General features: G+C 39.1%; 25 protein-coding genes. 24 read left to right on the top strand and 1 reads right to left on the bottom strand.

Annotation, left to right across the window (positions count from 1 at the left end; translation table 11 throughout):
- Positions 1–66: 66 nt before the first annotated feature.
- The gene (locus KQI83_RS07295; RefSeq protein ID WP_216556110.1) at positions 67–927 is read right to left on the bottom strand and encodes a class I SAM-dependent methyltransferase; all 861 of its coding nucleotides are present in this window, start codon (positions 925–927) and stop codon (positions 67–69) included.
- 154 nt (positions 928–1,081) lie between these two features.
- Between KQI83_RS07295 and KQI83_RS07290 the strand changes: the two genes are divergently transcribed.
- The 24 genes from KQI83_RS07290 (at position 1,082) to rpmD (ending at position 13,713) form a co-directional block, all read left to right on the top strand.
- Complete coding sequence (locus KQI83_RS07290) at positions 1,082–1,834, top strand: prolipoprotein diacylglyceryl transferase (RefSeq protein WP_216556107.1); 753 nt, start codon at positions 1,082–1,084, stop codon at positions 1,832–1,834.
- A gap of 31 nt (positions 1,835–1,865) precedes the next feature.
- Complete coding sequence (locus tag KQI83_RS07285) at positions 1,866–2,579, top strand: DUF3592 domain-containing protein (protein WP_216556104.1); 714 nt, start codon at positions 1,866–1,868, stop codon at positions 2,577–2,579.
- Between the two features lie 118 nt (positions 2,580–2,697).
- Positions 2,698–3,261, top strand: coding sequence for a flavodoxin family protein (locus KQI83_RS07280; protein ID WP_216556101.1), 564 nt, complete (start codon positions 2,698–2,700; stop codon positions 3,259–3,261).
- Between the two features lie 110 nt (positions 3,262–3,371).
- A complete protein-coding gene (locus tag KQI83_RS07275; RefSeq protein ID WP_216556097.1) occupies positions 3,372–4,055 on the top strand; it encodes a hypothetical protein in 684 nt (227 codons plus the stop codon).
- Positions 4,056–4,632: 577 nt separating this feature from the next.
- Positions 4,633–4,950, top strand: coding sequence for a 30S ribosomal protein S10 (rpsJ, locus tag KQI83_RS07270; RefSeq protein ID WP_075721594.1), 318 nt, complete (start codon positions 4,633–4,635; stop codon positions 4,948–4,950).
- 148 nt (positions 4,951–5,098) lie between these two features.
- On the top strand, positions 5,099–5,782 hold the full coding sequence (rplC, locus tag KQI83_RS07265) for a 50S ribosomal protein L3 (protein ID WP_216556094.1): 684 nt from the start codon (positions 5,099–5,101) through the stop codon (positions 5,780–5,782).
- Positions 5,783–5,810: 28 nt separating this feature from the next.
- Positions 5,811–6,431, top strand: coding sequence for a 50S ribosomal protein L4 (gene rplD / locus KQI83_RS07260; protein WP_075721592.1), 621 nt, complete (start codon positions 5,811–5,813; stop codon positions 6,429–6,431).
- Positions 6,431–6,730 (top strand): 50S ribosomal protein L23, encoded by a 300-nt coding sequence (gene rplW / locus KQI83_RS07255; RefSeq protein ID WP_216556091.1) that lies wholly within the window; start codon positions 6,431–6,433, stop codon positions 6,728–6,730. The genes rplD and rplW overlap by 1 nt, the downstream gene beginning before the upstream one ends.
- 66 nt (positions 6,731–6,796) lie before the next feature.
- Positions 6,797–7,642, top strand: coding sequence for a 50S ribosomal protein L2 (rplB, locus tag KQI83_RS07250; protein ID WP_216556088.1), 846 nt, complete (start codon positions 6,797–6,799; stop codon positions 7,640–7,642).
- 62 nt (positions 7,643–7,704) lie between these two features.
- Positions 7,705–7,986 carry a 30S ribosomal protein S19 gene (gene rpsS, locus KQI83_RS07245; RefSeq protein WP_216556086.1) on the top strand — a complete coding sequence of 94 codons (282 nt, stop codon included), beginning with the start codon at positions 7,705–7,707 and terminating at the stop codon, positions 7,984–7,986.
- 29 nt (positions 7,987–8,015) lie between these two features.
- Positions 8,016–8,402: a 50S ribosomal protein L22 gene (gene rplV, locus KQI83_RS07240; protein WP_216556082.1), complete on the top strand. Its 387-nt coding sequence runs from the start codon at positions 8,016–8,018 to the stop codon at positions 8,400–8,402.
- Between the two features lie 10 nt (positions 8,403–8,412).
- Entirely contained in the window at positions 8,413–9,069 is a 657-nt protein-coding gene (gene rpsC, locus KQI83_RS07235; protein WP_075721587.1) for a 30S ribosomal protein S3, read from the top strand.
- Positions 9,069–9,506 carry a 50S ribosomal protein L16 gene (rplP, locus tag KQI83_RS07230; RefSeq protein ID WP_216556079.1) on the top strand — a complete coding sequence of 146 codons (438 nt, stop codon included), beginning with the start codon at positions 9,069–9,071 and terminating at the stop codon, positions 9,504–9,506. Before rpsC ends, rplP begins: the two co-directional genes overlap by 1 nt.
- Positions 9,496–9,702: a 50S ribosomal protein L29 gene (gene rpmC, locus KQI83_RS07225; RefSeq protein WP_075721585.1), complete on the top strand. Its 207-nt coding sequence runs from the start codon at positions 9,496–9,498 to the stop codon at positions 9,700–9,702. The genes rplP and rpmC overlap by 11 nt, the downstream gene beginning before the upstream one ends.
- 25 nt (positions 9,703–9,727) lie before the next feature.
- Positions 9,728–9,985, top strand: coding sequence for a 30S ribosomal protein S17 (gene rpsQ, locus KQI83_RS07220; RefSeq protein WP_216556149.1), 258 nt, complete (start codon positions 9,728–9,730; stop codon positions 9,983–9,985).
- 14 nt (positions 9,986–9,999) lie between these two features.
- Entirely contained in the window at positions 10,000–10,368 is a 369-nt protein-coding gene (rplN, locus tag KQI83_RS07215) for a 50S ribosomal protein L14 (RefSeq protein WP_135989520.1), read from the top strand.
- A gap of 11 nt (positions 10,369–10,379) precedes the next feature.
- Entirely contained in the window at positions 10,380–10,691 is a 312-nt protein-coding gene (gene rplX / locus KQI83_RS07210; RefSeq protein WP_216556076.1) for a 50S ribosomal protein L24, read from the top strand.
- Positions 10,692–10,714: 23 nt separating this feature from the next.
- Positions 10,715–11,257, top strand: coding sequence for a 50S ribosomal protein L5 (gene rplE, locus KQI83_RS07205; RefSeq protein WP_216556069.1), 543 nt, complete (start codon positions 10,715–10,717; stop codon positions 11,255–11,257).
- An 18-nt stretch (positions 11,258–11,275) separates the two neighbouring features.
- Positions 11,276–11,461, top strand: coding sequence for a type Z 30S ribosomal protein S14 (locus KQI83_RS07200; RefSeq protein ID WP_216556066.1), 186 nt, complete (start codon positions 11,276–11,278; stop codon positions 11,459–11,461).
- 26 nt (positions 11,462–11,487) lie between these two features.
- The gene (gene rpsH / locus KQI83_RS07195; RefSeq protein WP_216556064.1) at positions 11,488–11,889 is read left to right on the top strand and encodes a 30S ribosomal protein S8; all 402 of its coding nucleotides are present in this window, start codon (positions 11,488–11,490) and stop codon (positions 11,887–11,889) included.
- Positions 11,890–12,063: 174 nt separating this feature from the next.
- A complete protein-coding gene (rplF, locus tag KQI83_RS07190; RefSeq protein WP_216556061.1) occupies positions 12,064–12,603 on the top strand; it encodes a 50S ribosomal protein L6 in 540 nt (179 codons plus the stop codon).
- A gap of 17 nt (positions 12,604–12,620) precedes the next feature.
- Positions 12,621–12,989 (top strand): 50S ribosomal protein L18, encoded by a 369-nt coding sequence (rplR, locus tag KQI83_RS07185; protein ID WP_075721577.1) that lies wholly within the window; start codon positions 12,621–12,623, stop codon positions 12,987–12,989.
- 17 nt (positions 12,990–13,006) lie between these two features.
- Positions 13,007–13,516: a 30S ribosomal protein S5 gene (gene rpsE, locus KQI83_RS07180; RefSeq protein ID WP_216556058.1), complete on the top strand. Its 510-nt coding sequence runs from the start codon at positions 13,007–13,009 to the stop codon at positions 13,514–13,516.
- Between the two features lie 14 nt (positions 13,517–13,530).
- Positions 13,531–13,713: a 50S ribosomal protein L30 gene (gene rpmD / locus KQI83_RS07175; RefSeq protein ID WP_216556055.1), complete on the top strand. Its 183-nt coding sequence runs from the start codon at positions 13,531–13,533 to the stop codon at positions 13,711–13,713.
- Positions 13,714–13,728 lie beyond the last annotated feature (15 nt).

Here is a 13,728-nt window from a genome sequence, read left to right as displayed (position 1 = left end):
TAAAAGGGAAAAGAAAACCCTATGAGCTATCTTAAAATGAGAAAGCCCATAGGGTTTTTAAAATAGTTATCTGGCTTCCCAACGACCACTGGCACCACAAGGAAGAACCAAGCCGTTAGAAGAAACAGGAAGACCGATTTCCTGCGCATCTACAGTTCCGTTAAATGGTTTTAATTCTGTCCCCAGCATATAGGCTAATACAGCAGGCTGTAAACCGGTAGTATAGGAGTTGATGAGGAAAAATAAAGGTTTGTCTGATAAAAGCTGTACACATAATTTTACCAGAGGGTGAATAGCTTCTTCGATTTTCCAAATTTCTCCTTTCGGGCCTCTTCCGTAAGAAGGAGGGTCCATGATAATGGCATCGTAGTGATTACCCCTGCGAATTTCACGTTCTACGAATTTTACACAGTCATCTACTAACCAGCGAATAGGTGCATCCCCTAAGCCGGAAGCGACAGCATTTTCTTTTGCCCAGGTAACCATACCCTTAGAAGCATCTACATGGGTAACACTTGCGCCGGCTGCGGCAGCAGCTAAAGTAGCACCACCGGTATAGGCAAAGAGATTAAGAACCTTAATTGGTCGATTAGCATTTCTGATTTTATTTCCAAACCAATCCCAGTTTACCGCTTGTTCCGGAAAAAGTCCGGTATGCTTAAAACTGAAAGGCTTTAAATGAAAAGTTAAGGAATTATAATGTAAATCCCATTGTTCCGGCAAATCAAAAAATTCCCATTCACCACCGCCTTTTTTGCTGCGATGATAATGACCGTTAGGGCTGTGCCAGCCTTTCAACTTTTTAGGAGTATCCCAGATGACCTGTGGGTCGGGGCGCACTAATATATAATCCCCCCAGCGTTCCAGTTTTTCACCGCAGGAGCAGTCCATGACTTCGTATTCTTTCCAGTTATCTGCAATCCACATAAATAGTTCCTTTCTTTTACAAATGATATAAATATTACTTGTACCATTATATAGCCGGAAAAAAGTACAGTCAACAGTTATTCGGGAAAGAGGTTGCAATAGAAAAAGGATTCTCGTATAATAAAAATACTATAACGAAAAGGATGGGTAGATTATGATTAATGATATACAAATTGGACCGCTTACCTTGCATATGTATGGAATTATGATTGCAATCGGGTATGTAAGTGCACTTTTCATATGTGAGAAGAGAGCAAAAAAGCGTGATATGAACACAGATGTGTTGTACGGGATTTTTTGGTGCGCAGTCATTGGCGGGGCACTGGGAAGTAAGATTCTTTACTATACCGTAAATATAAAAGATGTGATAGCAGATCCTTCTATTATATTGAACTTCCAAAATGGCTGGGTAGTATACGGAGGAATTATCGGAGGAGTTCTTGCCAGCTTTTTATATTGTAAGATAAAAAAGGTGGACTTTGTGGCGTATTTGGATTTGGTACCTCCGGCAGTAGCTTTTGCGCAAGGCTGTGGAAGAATCGGATGTTTTTTTGCAGGATGTTGTTATGGAAGAGAGACAACCTCTCCATTGGGAATTACCTATTGGCAGTCTGATTTTGCACCAAATGGAGTAAAGCTGGTTCCTACACAGATATATTCCAGTATCGGAGACTTTGCCATGGCATTTCTTTTGATGGCATATGCAAAGAAAGAGCCTGCAAAGGGAAGAATTGCAGCAGGGTATTGTATCCTTTATAGCATAGGAAGATTTGTGATAGAAATATTCCGTAATGATTACAGAGGAGAGTATGGACCATTTTCTACTTCACAGTTGATTTCTGTATTTATATTAGCAATTGGAATTGTGATGTATGTAGTAGCAGGAAGAAGAAAAGAAAACGATTAATATAGGCAAAACGAAAGATGAGGGAAGAAAGATGAAAAAGCAAAAAGTAGTTTATGTTATATTTAGTATTTTTTTAGTGATAGGAATTGGACTCTTAGCAGGAGGAATTTTCGCAACTTGGAAATATAGCACATTTATGTCTCATGCAGAAGAAGTGACAGGTGAAGTTGCCGGTGTAGAGAGATATTATACTTCTGATCGCGAGGTAAGCTATCATGTGTATGTGAACTATACATATGATGGAGTAGATTACAAAGAAGTGCCGCTTAATTCATATAGTAGTGGTATGTATGAGGGAAAGAAAATCAAACTGTATTGCGATGTGGACAATCCGGGGCATATTATGACCAGCTCTACGGGAATAATCGTAGGGAGTATACTGGGCGGTATGGGAATCGTATTTACTTTGGTAGGCGGAATTCCGCTTATTAAAATGAAAGTGAACAGTGCCCAGAAAAAGAAAGTCTTAGAAAAGGGACAGGTAATATATGCAACTGTGGAGAATATTGTGTTAAATACCAATTATAGCATAAATGGGCAAAATCCATATCTTATTTATTGTTTCTATCAGGATTCCTATCAGAATATTCTATATCGTTTTAAAAGTGAGAATCTGTGGATGAATCCGGCAGAACTTTTTCCAATAGGAAGTTCTATAAAAGTATATGTGAATCCAAAGGATTATAGTAAATATTATGTGGATACGCAAGAGGTATCCGGAAAGAAAATTGTAGACTACACATAAAATATATAGATATGTAAGATATATAAACGTATAAGAGCAAGAGCATATATAATTAGGAAAAGGTAAAAAGAGATAAAAAGAAATATTATATGAAATGTAGAAAGGAATAGGTGAAAAGATGAAAGTTTTATTATTAAACGGAAGTCCGAGAAAAGAAGGATGTACTTATACCGCATTGTCAGAGGTAGCTTTGGCACTTCAGGCAGAAGGAATCGAAACAGAGATTTTCCAGGCGGGAAATCCTGAAATGGAAAATGTAAAAGCAGCAGCAGAGAAATTAAAAGAGGCAGATGCACTGGTAATAGGTTCTCCGGTATATTGGGCATCCCCATCCGGACAGATTATCGAGTTTATGGATAAGTTTTGTTCAGTAGCAGGAAAAGATATGCTGCATAAACCGGCAGCAGCAGTAGCTTCTGCAAGACGAGCAGGAACAACAGCTACATTAGATGTATTGTTAAAATACTTTACATACCACGAAATGCCGGTAGTAGCTTCTAATTATTGGACAATGGTGCACGGAAATACACCGGAGGAAGTGCGTCAAGATAAAGAAGGACTTCAGATTATGCGTGTATTAGGGAAAAACATGGCATGGCTGTTAAAGTGTATAGAAGCCGGTAAAAAAGCCGGAGTAGAGCTCCCGGAACAGGAAGAAAAAATAAAGACAAACTTTATCTAAAATTTAATTTGTTACTTATCTATAGATATTTTGTTACTTCTATTATATATAGAATACTTATATATAGAAGAAAGAGAAAAATAAGAAAGCGAAAGGGAGTAGAAAAAGGGATGTTTTCACAACAGATAGAAGGATTATGGAAAAACTGGTATGAAGGAGAAAAGCCCAGAGAAAGTCACGGAATTTTAGCGGTATGTTTAGGGTTTATCATTGCCATTGCAGGAGTAGTTGTATATACCAAGTATGCTGTGGCAGGCGGAATGACAATTGCAGCAGGATTTTTTAGTATGATGATTGCGGCTTGTAGCGTTAGTGGAAAGAAACATAAACTGGTGATTTCTGCGGCGGAATATGGTTGGAAGTGTGGTGTGTATGACACTGGACGAGGGGAAAGGTTTCCCTTTATGGACCCGAGAGAGGGAATCGTGCTGGGAGGAAAGCGTTTTTCCTATCCAAATGTAGAAATTGTTTTATATGACACGGTGTATGACTCCAAGAACAATAGTCCTGGAATCCTTATGGAAATAATCACCGGTACTTCTGAAAAAGAGATAGAAAGTACTTGTAAGGTGTGCATGGAACGAATAACAGAAATGCAGCGTAGGTATGGTGCTTCTTACCGATACACAATGCGAGATGGAAAACACTATCTCTATATCGGGCATGCTGCTATGGGATTAGTAGTAGATGAAAACGGAAAACTATATCCGAAAACAGCAGGCAATCCAGATGGATGTTGGGAACGAGCCGATAAGGTAGTAGCAATTATGAACGAGTGTTTTGGAACACGGTAAAAACTAGCCCGGTAACTTTAAAAAATAAATTTTTACGAGGAGAACGCCGAGGGCAAGACTCAGAATCAGAGATTCTTCGTTCGCGGGCTGTCGCCCAAATAAAATCTAACCATGCAATCTTAGAAAAATAAATTTTTCACAAGGAAAACGCCGAGAGCGAGACTCGAAACGCTGCGCATTTCTCGTTCGCGGGCTGTCGCCCAATACAAAACCAAGTGTATAACTTTCAGAAAGCAAGCTTTCTTCTCGTTATACACTTGGTTTTGCACTCGACTCGTAGCTTGTACGAAAAAAAATACAAAAATTATTGAAAAGTGCTTGCATTGCGGGCGCTTTTCCTATATACTATTACTTGCTGTGGCATTGATAGCGTTGAAGCGTGAGGTTGCTGCCGATATGGCAGGTTTTCCGTGGAGCGAATGTCAAGTTAGGAAACTGGCGACAAGTCACTGTATCACAATCAAGATGTCTACAAAAAGTAGAAACAACGTGTGTAAAGCTTATGACACACACGGAGAAGTGTACAGTCACCGCTTGTCGTACTGAAGTAAAGTGCGAAAAGGAGGCGACTTTTTTTATGGCAAGTCAAGTAATGAGAATCACACTGAAGGCTTATGACCATCAGTTGGTGGACGCATCTGCTAAGAAAATCATCGAAACTGTAAAGAAAAACGGATCACAGGTGAGTGGACCAGTACCACTTCCAACTAAGAAGGAAGTAGTTACTATCTTAAGAGCAGTTCACAAGTACAAAGATTCCAGAGAACAGTTCGAGCAGAGAACTCATAAGAGACTTATCGATATCATGACACCAACCCAGAAAACAGTTGATGCATTATCAAGATTAGAAATGCCAGCTGGTGTGTACATTGATATCAAAATGAAAAACAAATAAGAATTAGGTAACAATCCTGAAGGGTTTCATATAGAAGTTTTGCGTACCTCGCAGCCACTTATATAAGACTGTTCTAGGATGAACGGTTCCGCTACCCCACAAGTTGGGCATGAAGCGTTCCGCTGTAGAGAAAACAGGAGGTAAAGAAATGAAGAAAGCAATTTTAGCGACAAAAGTCGGAATGACTCAGATCTTCAATGCAGACGGTGTATTAGTACCGGTAACTGTATTACAGGCTGGACCATGTGTTGTAACACAGATTAAAACTGTGGAAAATGATGGATACAGTGCAGTACAGGTTGGTTTTGCTGACAAGAAAGACAAAGTTGTTAACAAAGATGCCAATGGCAAAAAAGAGATCAGAAACAGACATGGTGTTACAAAGGCTGAAAAAGGACATTTTGAAAAAGCCGGAGTATCCAGCAAGAGATTTGTAAGAGAGTTCAAATTTGAAAACGCTGCTGATTACAACTTAGCAGACGAAATCAAAGCAGACATCTTTGCAGAAGGCGACAAGATTGACGCAACTGCAATTTCCAAAGGTAAAGGATTCCAGGGTGCTATTAAGAGATTTGGTCAGCACAGAGGACCTATGGCTCACGGTTCTAAATTCCACCGTCATCAGGGTTCCAATGGTGCATGTTCCAGCCCAAGTAAAGTATTCAAGGGAAAAGGAATGCCAGGTCACATGGGTTCTGTAAAGGTTACAGTTCAGAATCTTGAAGTTGTCAGAGTAGACGCTGAGAACAACCTGCTTTTAGTAAAAGGTGCCGTACCAGGACCTAAGAAATCTTTAGTAACAGTTAAAGAGACAGTAAAAGCAGCAAAATAGTGCTTGATAGGAAAGGAGGAACTAAGCGATGGCTAACGTAGCTATTTATAATATGGAAGGCAAAGAAGTTGGAAGCCTTGAGCTCAACGATGCAGTATTCGGTGTTGAAATCAATGAACATTTAGTACACATGGCAGTTGTTCAGCAGCTCGCAAATAACCGTCAGGGAACACAGAAAGCAAAAACACGTTCTGAAGTTCGCGGTGGCGGAAGAAAACCATGGAGACAAAAAGGAACAGGTCATGCAAGACAGGGATCTATCAGAGCTCCGCAATGGACAGGCGGCGGTGTTGTATTCGCTCCGGTACCAAGAGATTACTCCTTCAAGTTAAATAAGAAGGAAAAGAGAGCAGCTCTTAAATCTGTATTAACATCTAAAGTAAACGACAGCAAGTTCATCGTTGTTGACGAATTAAAATTAGATGAAGTAAAAACAAAGAAGTTCCAGGAAGTATTAAACAACCTGAAAGTAAATAAAGCTCTTGTAGTTTTAAATGAAAATGATCAGAACGTAGTATTATCTGCAAGAAATATTCCGGCAGTAAAGACTGCACTGACAAATACTATCAACGTATATGATATTTTGAAATACGACACCGTAGTAGTAACCAAGGATGCCGTAGCAACAATCGAGGAGGTGTATGCATAATGGCAAACGTACAATATTATGACGTAATCCTCAAACCGGTTATCACAGAAAAGAGTATGAACGCTATGGGCGAAAAGAAATACACATTTCTGGTACATCCGGACGCAAACAAAACTATGATTAAAGAAGCTGTTGAAAAAATGTTCGAAGGAACAAAAGTTGCAAGTGTAAACACTATGAACATCGACGGCAAGAAGAAAAGAAGAGGTATGGTAGTTGGTAAAACTGCTAAAACCAAGAAAGCAATCGTACAGTTAACAGAAGATAGCAAGGATATTGAAATTTTTGCTGGACTGTAAGAGATTGGAACTTAGGCACAGTAAAGTGCGATAATAAACTTAACCAGAATCGAAAGGAGAAACATCATGGGAATTAAGACATATAACCCATATACACCTTCCAGAAGAAATATGACCGGTTCTGATTTTTCTGAAATCACAAAAACTACTCCAGAGAAGTCTTTAGTAGTTTCCTTACAGAAAAATGCTGGTCGTAACAATCAGGGTAAAATTACTGTTAGACATCGCGGTGGCGGATCTAGAAGAAAATACAGAATCATTGATTTCAAGAGAAATAAGAAAGATGGTATCCCAGCAACTGTTGTTGGTATCGAATACGATCCAAACAGAACAGCTAATATCGCTTTAATCTGCTATGCAGATGGTGAAAAAGCTTACATTCTTGCTCCAGAAGGATTAACAGACGGAATGACTGTTATGAGTGGTGCAGAAGCAGAAGTAAGAGTTGGAAACTGCTTACCATTAGAAAATATTCCAGTTGGTACTCAGGTACACAACATTGAATTATATCCTGGAAAAGGCGGACAGTTAGTTCGTTCCGCAGGAAACAGCGCACAGTTAATGGCTAAGGAAGGTAAATATGCAACATTAAGATTACCATCCGGTGAAATGAGAATGGTGCCAATTATCTGTAGAGCAACCGTTGGTGTTGTAGGAAACACAGATCACAACCTTGTTAAGATTGGTAAAGCAGGACGTAAACGTCACATGGGTATCCGCCCAACAGTTCGTGGTTCTGTTATGAACCCAAATGACCATCCACACGGTGGTGGTGAAGGTAAGGCAGGAATCGGACGTCCAGGTCCATGTACTCCTTGGGGTAAACCTGCTCTTGGATTAAAGACCAGAAAGAAGAACAAATCATCTAACAAGCTTATCGTAAGAAGAAGAGACGGTAGAGCTCTGAAATAATAGGAGGCACCCAAGGGCACACTCGTGCCCGGAAAACGGGGCAAGAATCAAGGAGGTAAATTATGGCTCGTTCACTGAAAAAAGGACCATTTGCTGATGCAAGTTTATTGAAAAAAGTAGACGCTATGAACGCAGCAGGAGACAAATCTGTTATTAAGACATGGTCTCGCCGTTCTACTATTTTCCCACAGTTCGTTGGACATACAATCGCTGTTCACGACGGAAGAAAACATGTACCAGTATATGTAACCGAAGATATGGTTGGACATAAACTTGGTGAGTTCGTTGCAACAAGAACTTACAGAGGACATGGAAAAGACGAAAAGAAATCAAAAGTTCGTTAATCAAAAGAATTTGAAAGGAGGTTTCATCCATGGCGAAAGGACATAGAAGTCAAATTAAGAGAGAAAGAAACGCACAGAAAGACACCAGACCTTCAGCAAAAGTATCTTATGCTAGAGTGTCAGTTCAGAAAGCTTGCTTCGTATTAGATGCAATCCGTGGAAAAGACGTGCAGACAGCACTGGCTATCCTGGCTTACAATCCAAGATACGCATCAAGCGTAATAGAAAAATTATTAAAATCTGCAATTGCAAATGCAGAAAACAACAACGGAATGAATCCGGAAAACCTTTATGTAGCAGAGTGCTTTGCAAACAAAGGACCTACAATGAAGAGAGTTAGACCAAGAGCACAGGGTAGAGCTTACAGAATCGAAAAGAGAATGAGCCACATTACAGTTGTGCTTGATGAAAGATAGGAGGGCAATCATGGGACAGAAAGTGAATCCTCATGGCTTAAGAGTCGGTGTAATCAAAGATTGGGACTCTAAGTGGTATGCGGAAGCAGATTTTGCAGACTTCTTAGTAGAAGACTACAATATTAGAACATATCTGAAAAAGAAATTATACGCAGCAGGCGTTTCTAAGATTGAAATCGAAAGAGCATCTGACCGCGTAAAAGTAATTCTTTACACAGCAAAGCCAGGTGTTGTAATCGGAAAAGGTGGAGCTGAAATTGAAAAAGTAAAAGCAGAACTTCAGAAGTTTACAGATAAGAAATTAGTTGTAGACATCAAAGAAGTAAAGAGACCAGACAAAGATGCTCAGTTAGTAGCTGAAAACATCGCTTTACAGTTAGAGAATCGTGTTTCCTTCCGTAGAGCAATGAAGTCTTGTATGGGAAGATGTATGAAGGCAGGAGCACAGGGTATCAAAACATCTTGTTCCGGTCGTTTAGGTGGAGCTGATATGGCTCGTACCGAATTCTACTCTGAAGGAACTATTCCACTTCAGACATTAAGAGCAGATATCGATTATGGATTCGCTGAAGCAGATACAACCTACGGAAAAGTCGGCGTTAAGGTTTGGATCTACAAAGGCGAGGTACTTCCAACAAAGGCAGCAAAGGAAGGGAGCGATAAATAATGTTAATGCCAAAAAGAGTAAAGCATCGTAAAGAGTTCCGTGGTTCTATGGCGGGAAAAGCTTCACGAGGAAATAAAATTTCAAATGGTGAGTACGGTATTGTAGCTACAGAACCATGTTGGATTAAAGCAAATCAAATTGAAGCAGCGCGTATCGCAATGACACGTTATATGAAACGTGGTGGTAAAGTATGGATTAAGATTTTCCCAAACAAACCAATTACACATAAACCTCTTGAAGTTCGTATGGGTAAAGGAAAAGGTAACTTGGAGTTTTGGGTAGCTGTTGTGAAACCAGGACGTGTTTTATTTGAAGTTTCAGGAGTTCCAGAAGAAACAGCTCGTGAAGCATTACGTCTTGCTACACACAAATTACCTTGTAAATGTAAAGTAGTTTCGCGTGCAGACTTAGAAGGCGGTGAATCAAATGAAAACTAGTAATTATGTAAAAGAATTAAGAGAAGAATCTGTAGCAGCATTAAACGAACAGTTAGTAGCTGCAAAGAAAGAACTTTTTAACTTAAGATTCCAGAATGCTACTAATCAGTTAGATAATACCGGAAGAATCAAAGAGGTTCGTAAGAATATCGCTAGAATTCAGACGATTATCACTGAAAAAGCAAAAGAAGCTTAATTATCCTGAACGAAAGGAGCAATAAATCGTGGAAAGAAATCTTAGAAAAACACGTACAGGCAAAGTTGTAAGTGATAAGATGGATAAGACTATTGTTGTTGCAGTTGCAGATAACGTAAGACATCCATTATACAATAAAATCGTAAAAAGAACTTATAAATTAAAAGCTCATGACGAAAACAACGAATGCAAAATCGGTGATACCGTCAGAGTAATGGAAACAAGACCATTATCTAAAGATAAGAGATGGAGACTTGTAGAAATCATTGAAAGAGCGAAATAAAGGAGGCTACCAGCATGATTCAACAGGAAAGTAGACTGAAAGTAGCTGATAATACTGGAGCAAAAGAATTATTATGTATCCGTGTTATGGGCGGTTCTACAAGAAGATATGCAAATATCGGAGATATCATCACTGCTACGGTTAAAGATGCAACACCAGGCGGCGTTGTTAAAAAAGGCGATGTAGTAAAAGCTGTAGTAGTTCGTACAAAAAAAGGTGCTCGTCGTAAAGACGGTTCTTATATCAAATTTGATGAGAATGCGGCTGTTATCATTAAAGATGACAAAACCCCAAGAGGAACCCGTATCTTTGGACCAGTTGCTAGAGAGCTTCGTGAGAAACAGTTTATGAAAATTGTTTCCTTAGCTCCGGAAGTATTATAGGAGGTGGGTCGATGTCAACTTTAAAAATTAAAAAAGGTGATACAGTAAAAGTTATCGCTGGAAAAGACAAAGACAAAGAAGGCAAAGTTATTGCTGTAAATAAAAAAGACAACACCGTTCTGGTAGAAGGTATCAACATGGTTACCAAGCACGCAAAACCAAGCATGGCTAATCAGCAGGGTGGTATCATTCATCAGGAAGGACCAGTTGATATTTCTAACGTAATGTATGTTCATAAAGGAAAAGCTACTCGTGTAGGATTCAAAATGGACGGAGATAAAAAAGTACGTTTTGCCAAATCTACTGGCGATGTAATTGACTAATAGAAGGAAGGAGGTCCATTCAGTTGAGTACTAGATTACAAGAAACTTATCAGAACGAAATCGTAGACGCTCTGATGAAAAAATTTGAATATAAAAATAAAATGGAAGTACCAAAGCTTGATAAAATCGTTATCAACATGGGCGTTGGTGAAGCAAAAGAAAATGCAAAACTCTTAGACGCAGCAATCAGCGATATGGAAACCATTACAGGTCAGAAAGCTGTTGTAACCAGAGCTAAGAATTCCGTAGCGAACTTCAAAATCAGAGAAGGAATGCCAATCGGATGTAAAGTAACTTTAAGAGGCGACAAAATGTATGAATTCCTGGATCGTTTAATCAACTTGGCTTTACCTCGTGTGCGTGACTTTAGAGGTATCAATCCAAACGCATTTGACGGAAGAGGAAACTACGCTCTTGGTATTAAAGAACAGTTAATTTTCCCAGAAATTGAGTACGATAAGGTTGACAAAGTGCGTGGTATGGATGTTATCTTCGTTACTACTGCAAAGACCGATGAAGAAGCTCGTGAATTATTGACACAGTTCAATATGCCATTTGCAAAATAATAAGGAGGGAATTTCAATATGGCAAAAACATCTATGAAAATTAAACAGCAGCGCAAACCGAAATTCTCTACCAGAGAATACAATCGTTGCAGAATTTGTGGACGTCCACATGCATATTTAAGAAAATACGGAATTTGCAGAATCTGCTTCCGTGAATTAGCTTATAAGGGACAGATCCCGGGTGTAAAGAAGGCTTCTTGGTAGGCCGGAAAAGGAGGAAATGAAACATCATGACTATGAGTGATCCAATCGCAGATATGCTTACAAGAATTCGTAATGCAAACACTGCTAAACATGATACAGTAGACGTTCCAGCTTCCAAGATGAAGATTGCAATTGCAGATATTCTTGTAAAAGAAGGATATGTTGCAAAATACGATATCGTAGAAGATGGTAACTTCAAAACTATTCGTATTGAGTTAAAATACGGAAAAGATAAGAATGAAAAGATTATTACAGGACTGAAGAGAATTTCCAAGCCAGGTCTTCGTGTATACGCTGGCAAAAACGAAATTCCAAAGGTTTTGGGAGGACTTGGAATTGCAATCCTTTCTACAAACCAGGGTGTTGTAACAGATAAAGAAGCAAGAAAATTAGCTGTAGGCGGAGAAGTTCTCGCTTACGTATGGTAGGCATTGAGCACTTGGCGAGGTATTTTCGAGCATAGTGCGAAAGCCGTTCCCGAGACTTAACGGTGCCGAGCTTGTTTCTGGCGAGAGCAGCGTGTTAGTCGAGCGGAACTTTGGAGGTTTGATTGTAGCTAGTACAGCTATAATAAGAAGAAAATAAAATTAGGAGGTACGGGCATGTCACGTATAGGAAGAATGCCAATCGCGGTACCAGCAGGAGTTACTGTTGATATTGCAGAAAATAATCATGTGACTGTAAAAGGTCCGAAGGGAACTCTTGAGAGAACCCTTCCAGCAGAAATGGAAATCAAATTAGAAGGTTCTGAAGTTGTTGTAACAAGACCAAACGATTTAAAGAAAATGAAATCTTTACATGGTTTAACAAGAACTTTAATTCACAACATGGTTGTTGGTGTAACTGATGGTTATACCAAAGAGCTTGAAGTAAACGGTGTTGGTTACAGAGCTTCTAAGTCTGGAAAAGTTTTAACATTAAACCTTGGATATTCTCATCCAGTAGAGATGGAAGATCCAGAAGGATTAGAGTCTAAAGTTGACGGTAACAAAATTATTGTTTCCGGTATTGATAAAGAAAAAGTTGGCCAGTACGCAGCTGAAATCAGAGATAAGAGAAGACCTGAACCTTACAAAGGAAAAGGTATCAAGTATGCTGATGAAGTTATTAGACGTAAAGTTGGTAAGACTGGTAAGAAATAATATAGGAGGAACAAAAAATGGTTAGTAAAAAATCAAGAGCAGAAGTTCGTATTAAAAAACATAGCAGAATGCGTAATCGTTTCTCCGGTACAGCCGAAAGACCACGTTTAGCTGTGTTTAGAAGCAATAATCATATGTATGCACAGATTATTGACGATACAGTAGGAAATACATTGGTTTCCGCGTCTACACTTCAGAAAGATGTAAAGGCAGAATTAGAAAAGACAAATAATGTTGACGCAGCAGCACATCTTGGAACTGTAATTGCAAAGAAAGCATTAGAAAAAGGTATTACCACTGTTGTCTTCGATAGAGGCGGCTTCATATATCAGGGAAAAATCAAAGCGTTAGCTGATGCAGCAAGAGAAGCTGGATTAGACTTTTAATAGGAGGAGACAATTACATGAAACGTACAATTATTGATGCTAGTCAATTAGAATTAACAGAAAAAGTGGTATCAATTAAGCGTGTAACAAAGGTTGTTAAAGGTGGACGTAACTTCCGTTTTACAGCTTTGGTTGTTGTTGGTGACGGCAACGGTCATGTAGGTGCAGGCTTAGGAAAAGCAGCTGAAATTCCAGAAGCAATTCGCAAAGGAAAAGAAGATGCTATGAAGAAACTGATTTCTGTAAAATTAGATGATAACAACAGTATTACTCATGATATTACCGGAAAACATACCGGTGCATCTGTATTACTGAAAAGAGCTCCTGAAGGTACCGGTGTTATCGCAGGTGGTCCTGCGCGTAATGTATGTGAATTAGCAGGAATTAAGAACATCCGTACAAAATCTTTAGGTTCCAACAATAAGCAGAACGTAGTTCTTGCTACTATTGATGCTTTAAGTCAGTTGAAATCTCCAGAAGAAGTAGCTAAGCTTCGCGGTAAATCTGTTGAAGAGATACTTGGTTAAGGAGGGAATTGAAGATGGCAGAAAAATTAAAAATTACACTTGTAAAGTCTACAATTGGCGCTGTTCCAAAGAATAAGAAAACAATCGAGGCTTTAGGTTTAAGAAAAGTAAATCATACTGTAGAAATGCCGGATAACGCAGCAGTCAGAGGTATGATTCAGAGAGTAAGACATTTAGTAAAAGTAGAAGAAATCTAAGATTAAAGTAAGGAG

The sequence above is a fragment of the Roseburia sp. MSJ-14 genome (assembly GCF_018918225.1).
In the GTDB taxonomy this organism is placed as follows: domain Bacteria; phylum Bacillota; class Clostridia; order Lachnospirales; family Lachnospiraceae; genus Petralouisia.
Note: the sequence above shows the minus strand (reverse complement) of the source record. Positions and strands in the feature narration are given on the sequence as shown.

Coding starts and splice junctions, on each gene's coding strand:
- KQI83_RS07295 (WP_216556110.1), bottom strand. CDS start 927: ATGTGGATTGCAGATAACTGGAAAGAATACGAAGTCATGGACTGCTCC.
- KQI83_RS07290 (WP_216556107.1), top strand. CDS start 1,082: ATGATTAATGATATACAAATTGGACCGCTTACCTTGCATATGTATGGA.
- KQI83_RS07285 (WP_216556104.1), top strand. CDS start 1,866: ATGAAAAAGCAAAAAGTAGTTTATGTTATATTTAGTATTTTTTTAGTG.
- KQI83_RS07280 (WP_216556101.1), top strand. CDS start 2,698: ATGAAAGTTTTATTATTAAACGGAAGTCCGAGAAAAGAAGGATGTACT.
- KQI83_RS07275 (WP_216556097.1), top strand. CDS start 3,372: ATGTTTTCACAACAGATAGAAGGATTATGGAAAAACTGGTATGAAGGA.
- rpsJ (WP_075721594.1), top strand. CDS start 4,633: ATGGCAAGTCAAGTAATGAGAATCACACTGAAGGCTTATGACCATCAG.
- rplC (WP_216556094.1), top strand. CDS start 5,099: ATGAAGAAAGCAATTTTAGCGACAAAAGTCGGAATGACTCAGATCTTC.
- rplD (WP_075721592.1), top strand. CDS start 5,811: ATGGCTAACGTAGCTATTTATAATATGGAAGGCAAAGAAGTTGGAAGC.
- rplW (WP_216556091.1), top strand. CDS start 6,431: ATGGCAAACGTACAATATTATGACGTAATCCTCAAACCGGTTATCACA.
- rplB (WP_216556088.1), top strand. CDS start 6,797: ATGGGAATTAAGACATATAACCCATATACACCTTCCAGAAGAAATATG.
- rpsS (WP_216556086.1), top strand. CDS start 7,705: ATGGCTCGTTCACTGAAAAAAGGACCATTTGCTGATGCAAGTTTATTG.
- rplV (WP_216556082.1), top strand. CDS start 8,016: ATGGCGAAAGGACATAGAAGTCAAATTAAGAGAGAAAGAAACGCACAG.
- rpsC (WP_075721587.1), top strand. CDS start 8,413: ATGGGACAGAAAGTGAATCCTCATGGCTTAAGAGTCGGTGTAATCAAA.
- rplP (WP_216556079.1), top strand. CDS start 9,069: ATGTTAATGCCAAAAAGAGTAAAGCATCGTAAAGAGTTCCGTGGTTCT.
- rpmC (WP_075721585.1), top strand. CDS start 9,496: ATGAAAACTAGTAATTATGTAAAAGAATTAAGAGAAGAATCTGTAGCA.
- rplN (WP_135989520.1), top strand. CDS start 10,000: ATGATTCAACAGGAAAGTAGACTGAAAGTAGCTGATAATACTGGAGCA.
- rplX (WP_216556076.1), top strand. CDS start 10,380: ATGTCAACTTTAAAAATTAAAAAAGGTGATACAGTAAAAGTTATCGCT.
- KQI83_RS07200 (WP_216556066.1), top strand. CDS start 11,276: ATGGCAAAAACATCTATGAAAATTAAACAGCAGCGCAAACCGAAATTC.
- rpsH (WP_216556064.1), top strand. CDS start 11,488: ATGACTATGAGTGATCCAATCGCAGATATGCTTACAAGAATTCGTAAT.
- rplF (WP_216556061.1), top strand. CDS start 12,064: ATGTCACGTATAGGAAGAATGCCAATCGCGGTACCAGCAGGAGTTACT.
- rplR (WP_075721577.1), top strand. CDS start 12,621: ATGGTTAGTAAAAAATCAAGAGCAGAAGTTCGTATTAAAAAACATAGC.
- rpsE (WP_216556058.1), top strand. CDS start 13,007: ATGAAACGTACAATTATTGATGCTAGTCAATTAGAATTAACAGAAAAA.
- rpmD (WP_216556055.1), top strand. CDS start 13,531: ATGGCAGAAAAATTAAAAATTACACTTGTAAAGTCTACAATTGGCGCT.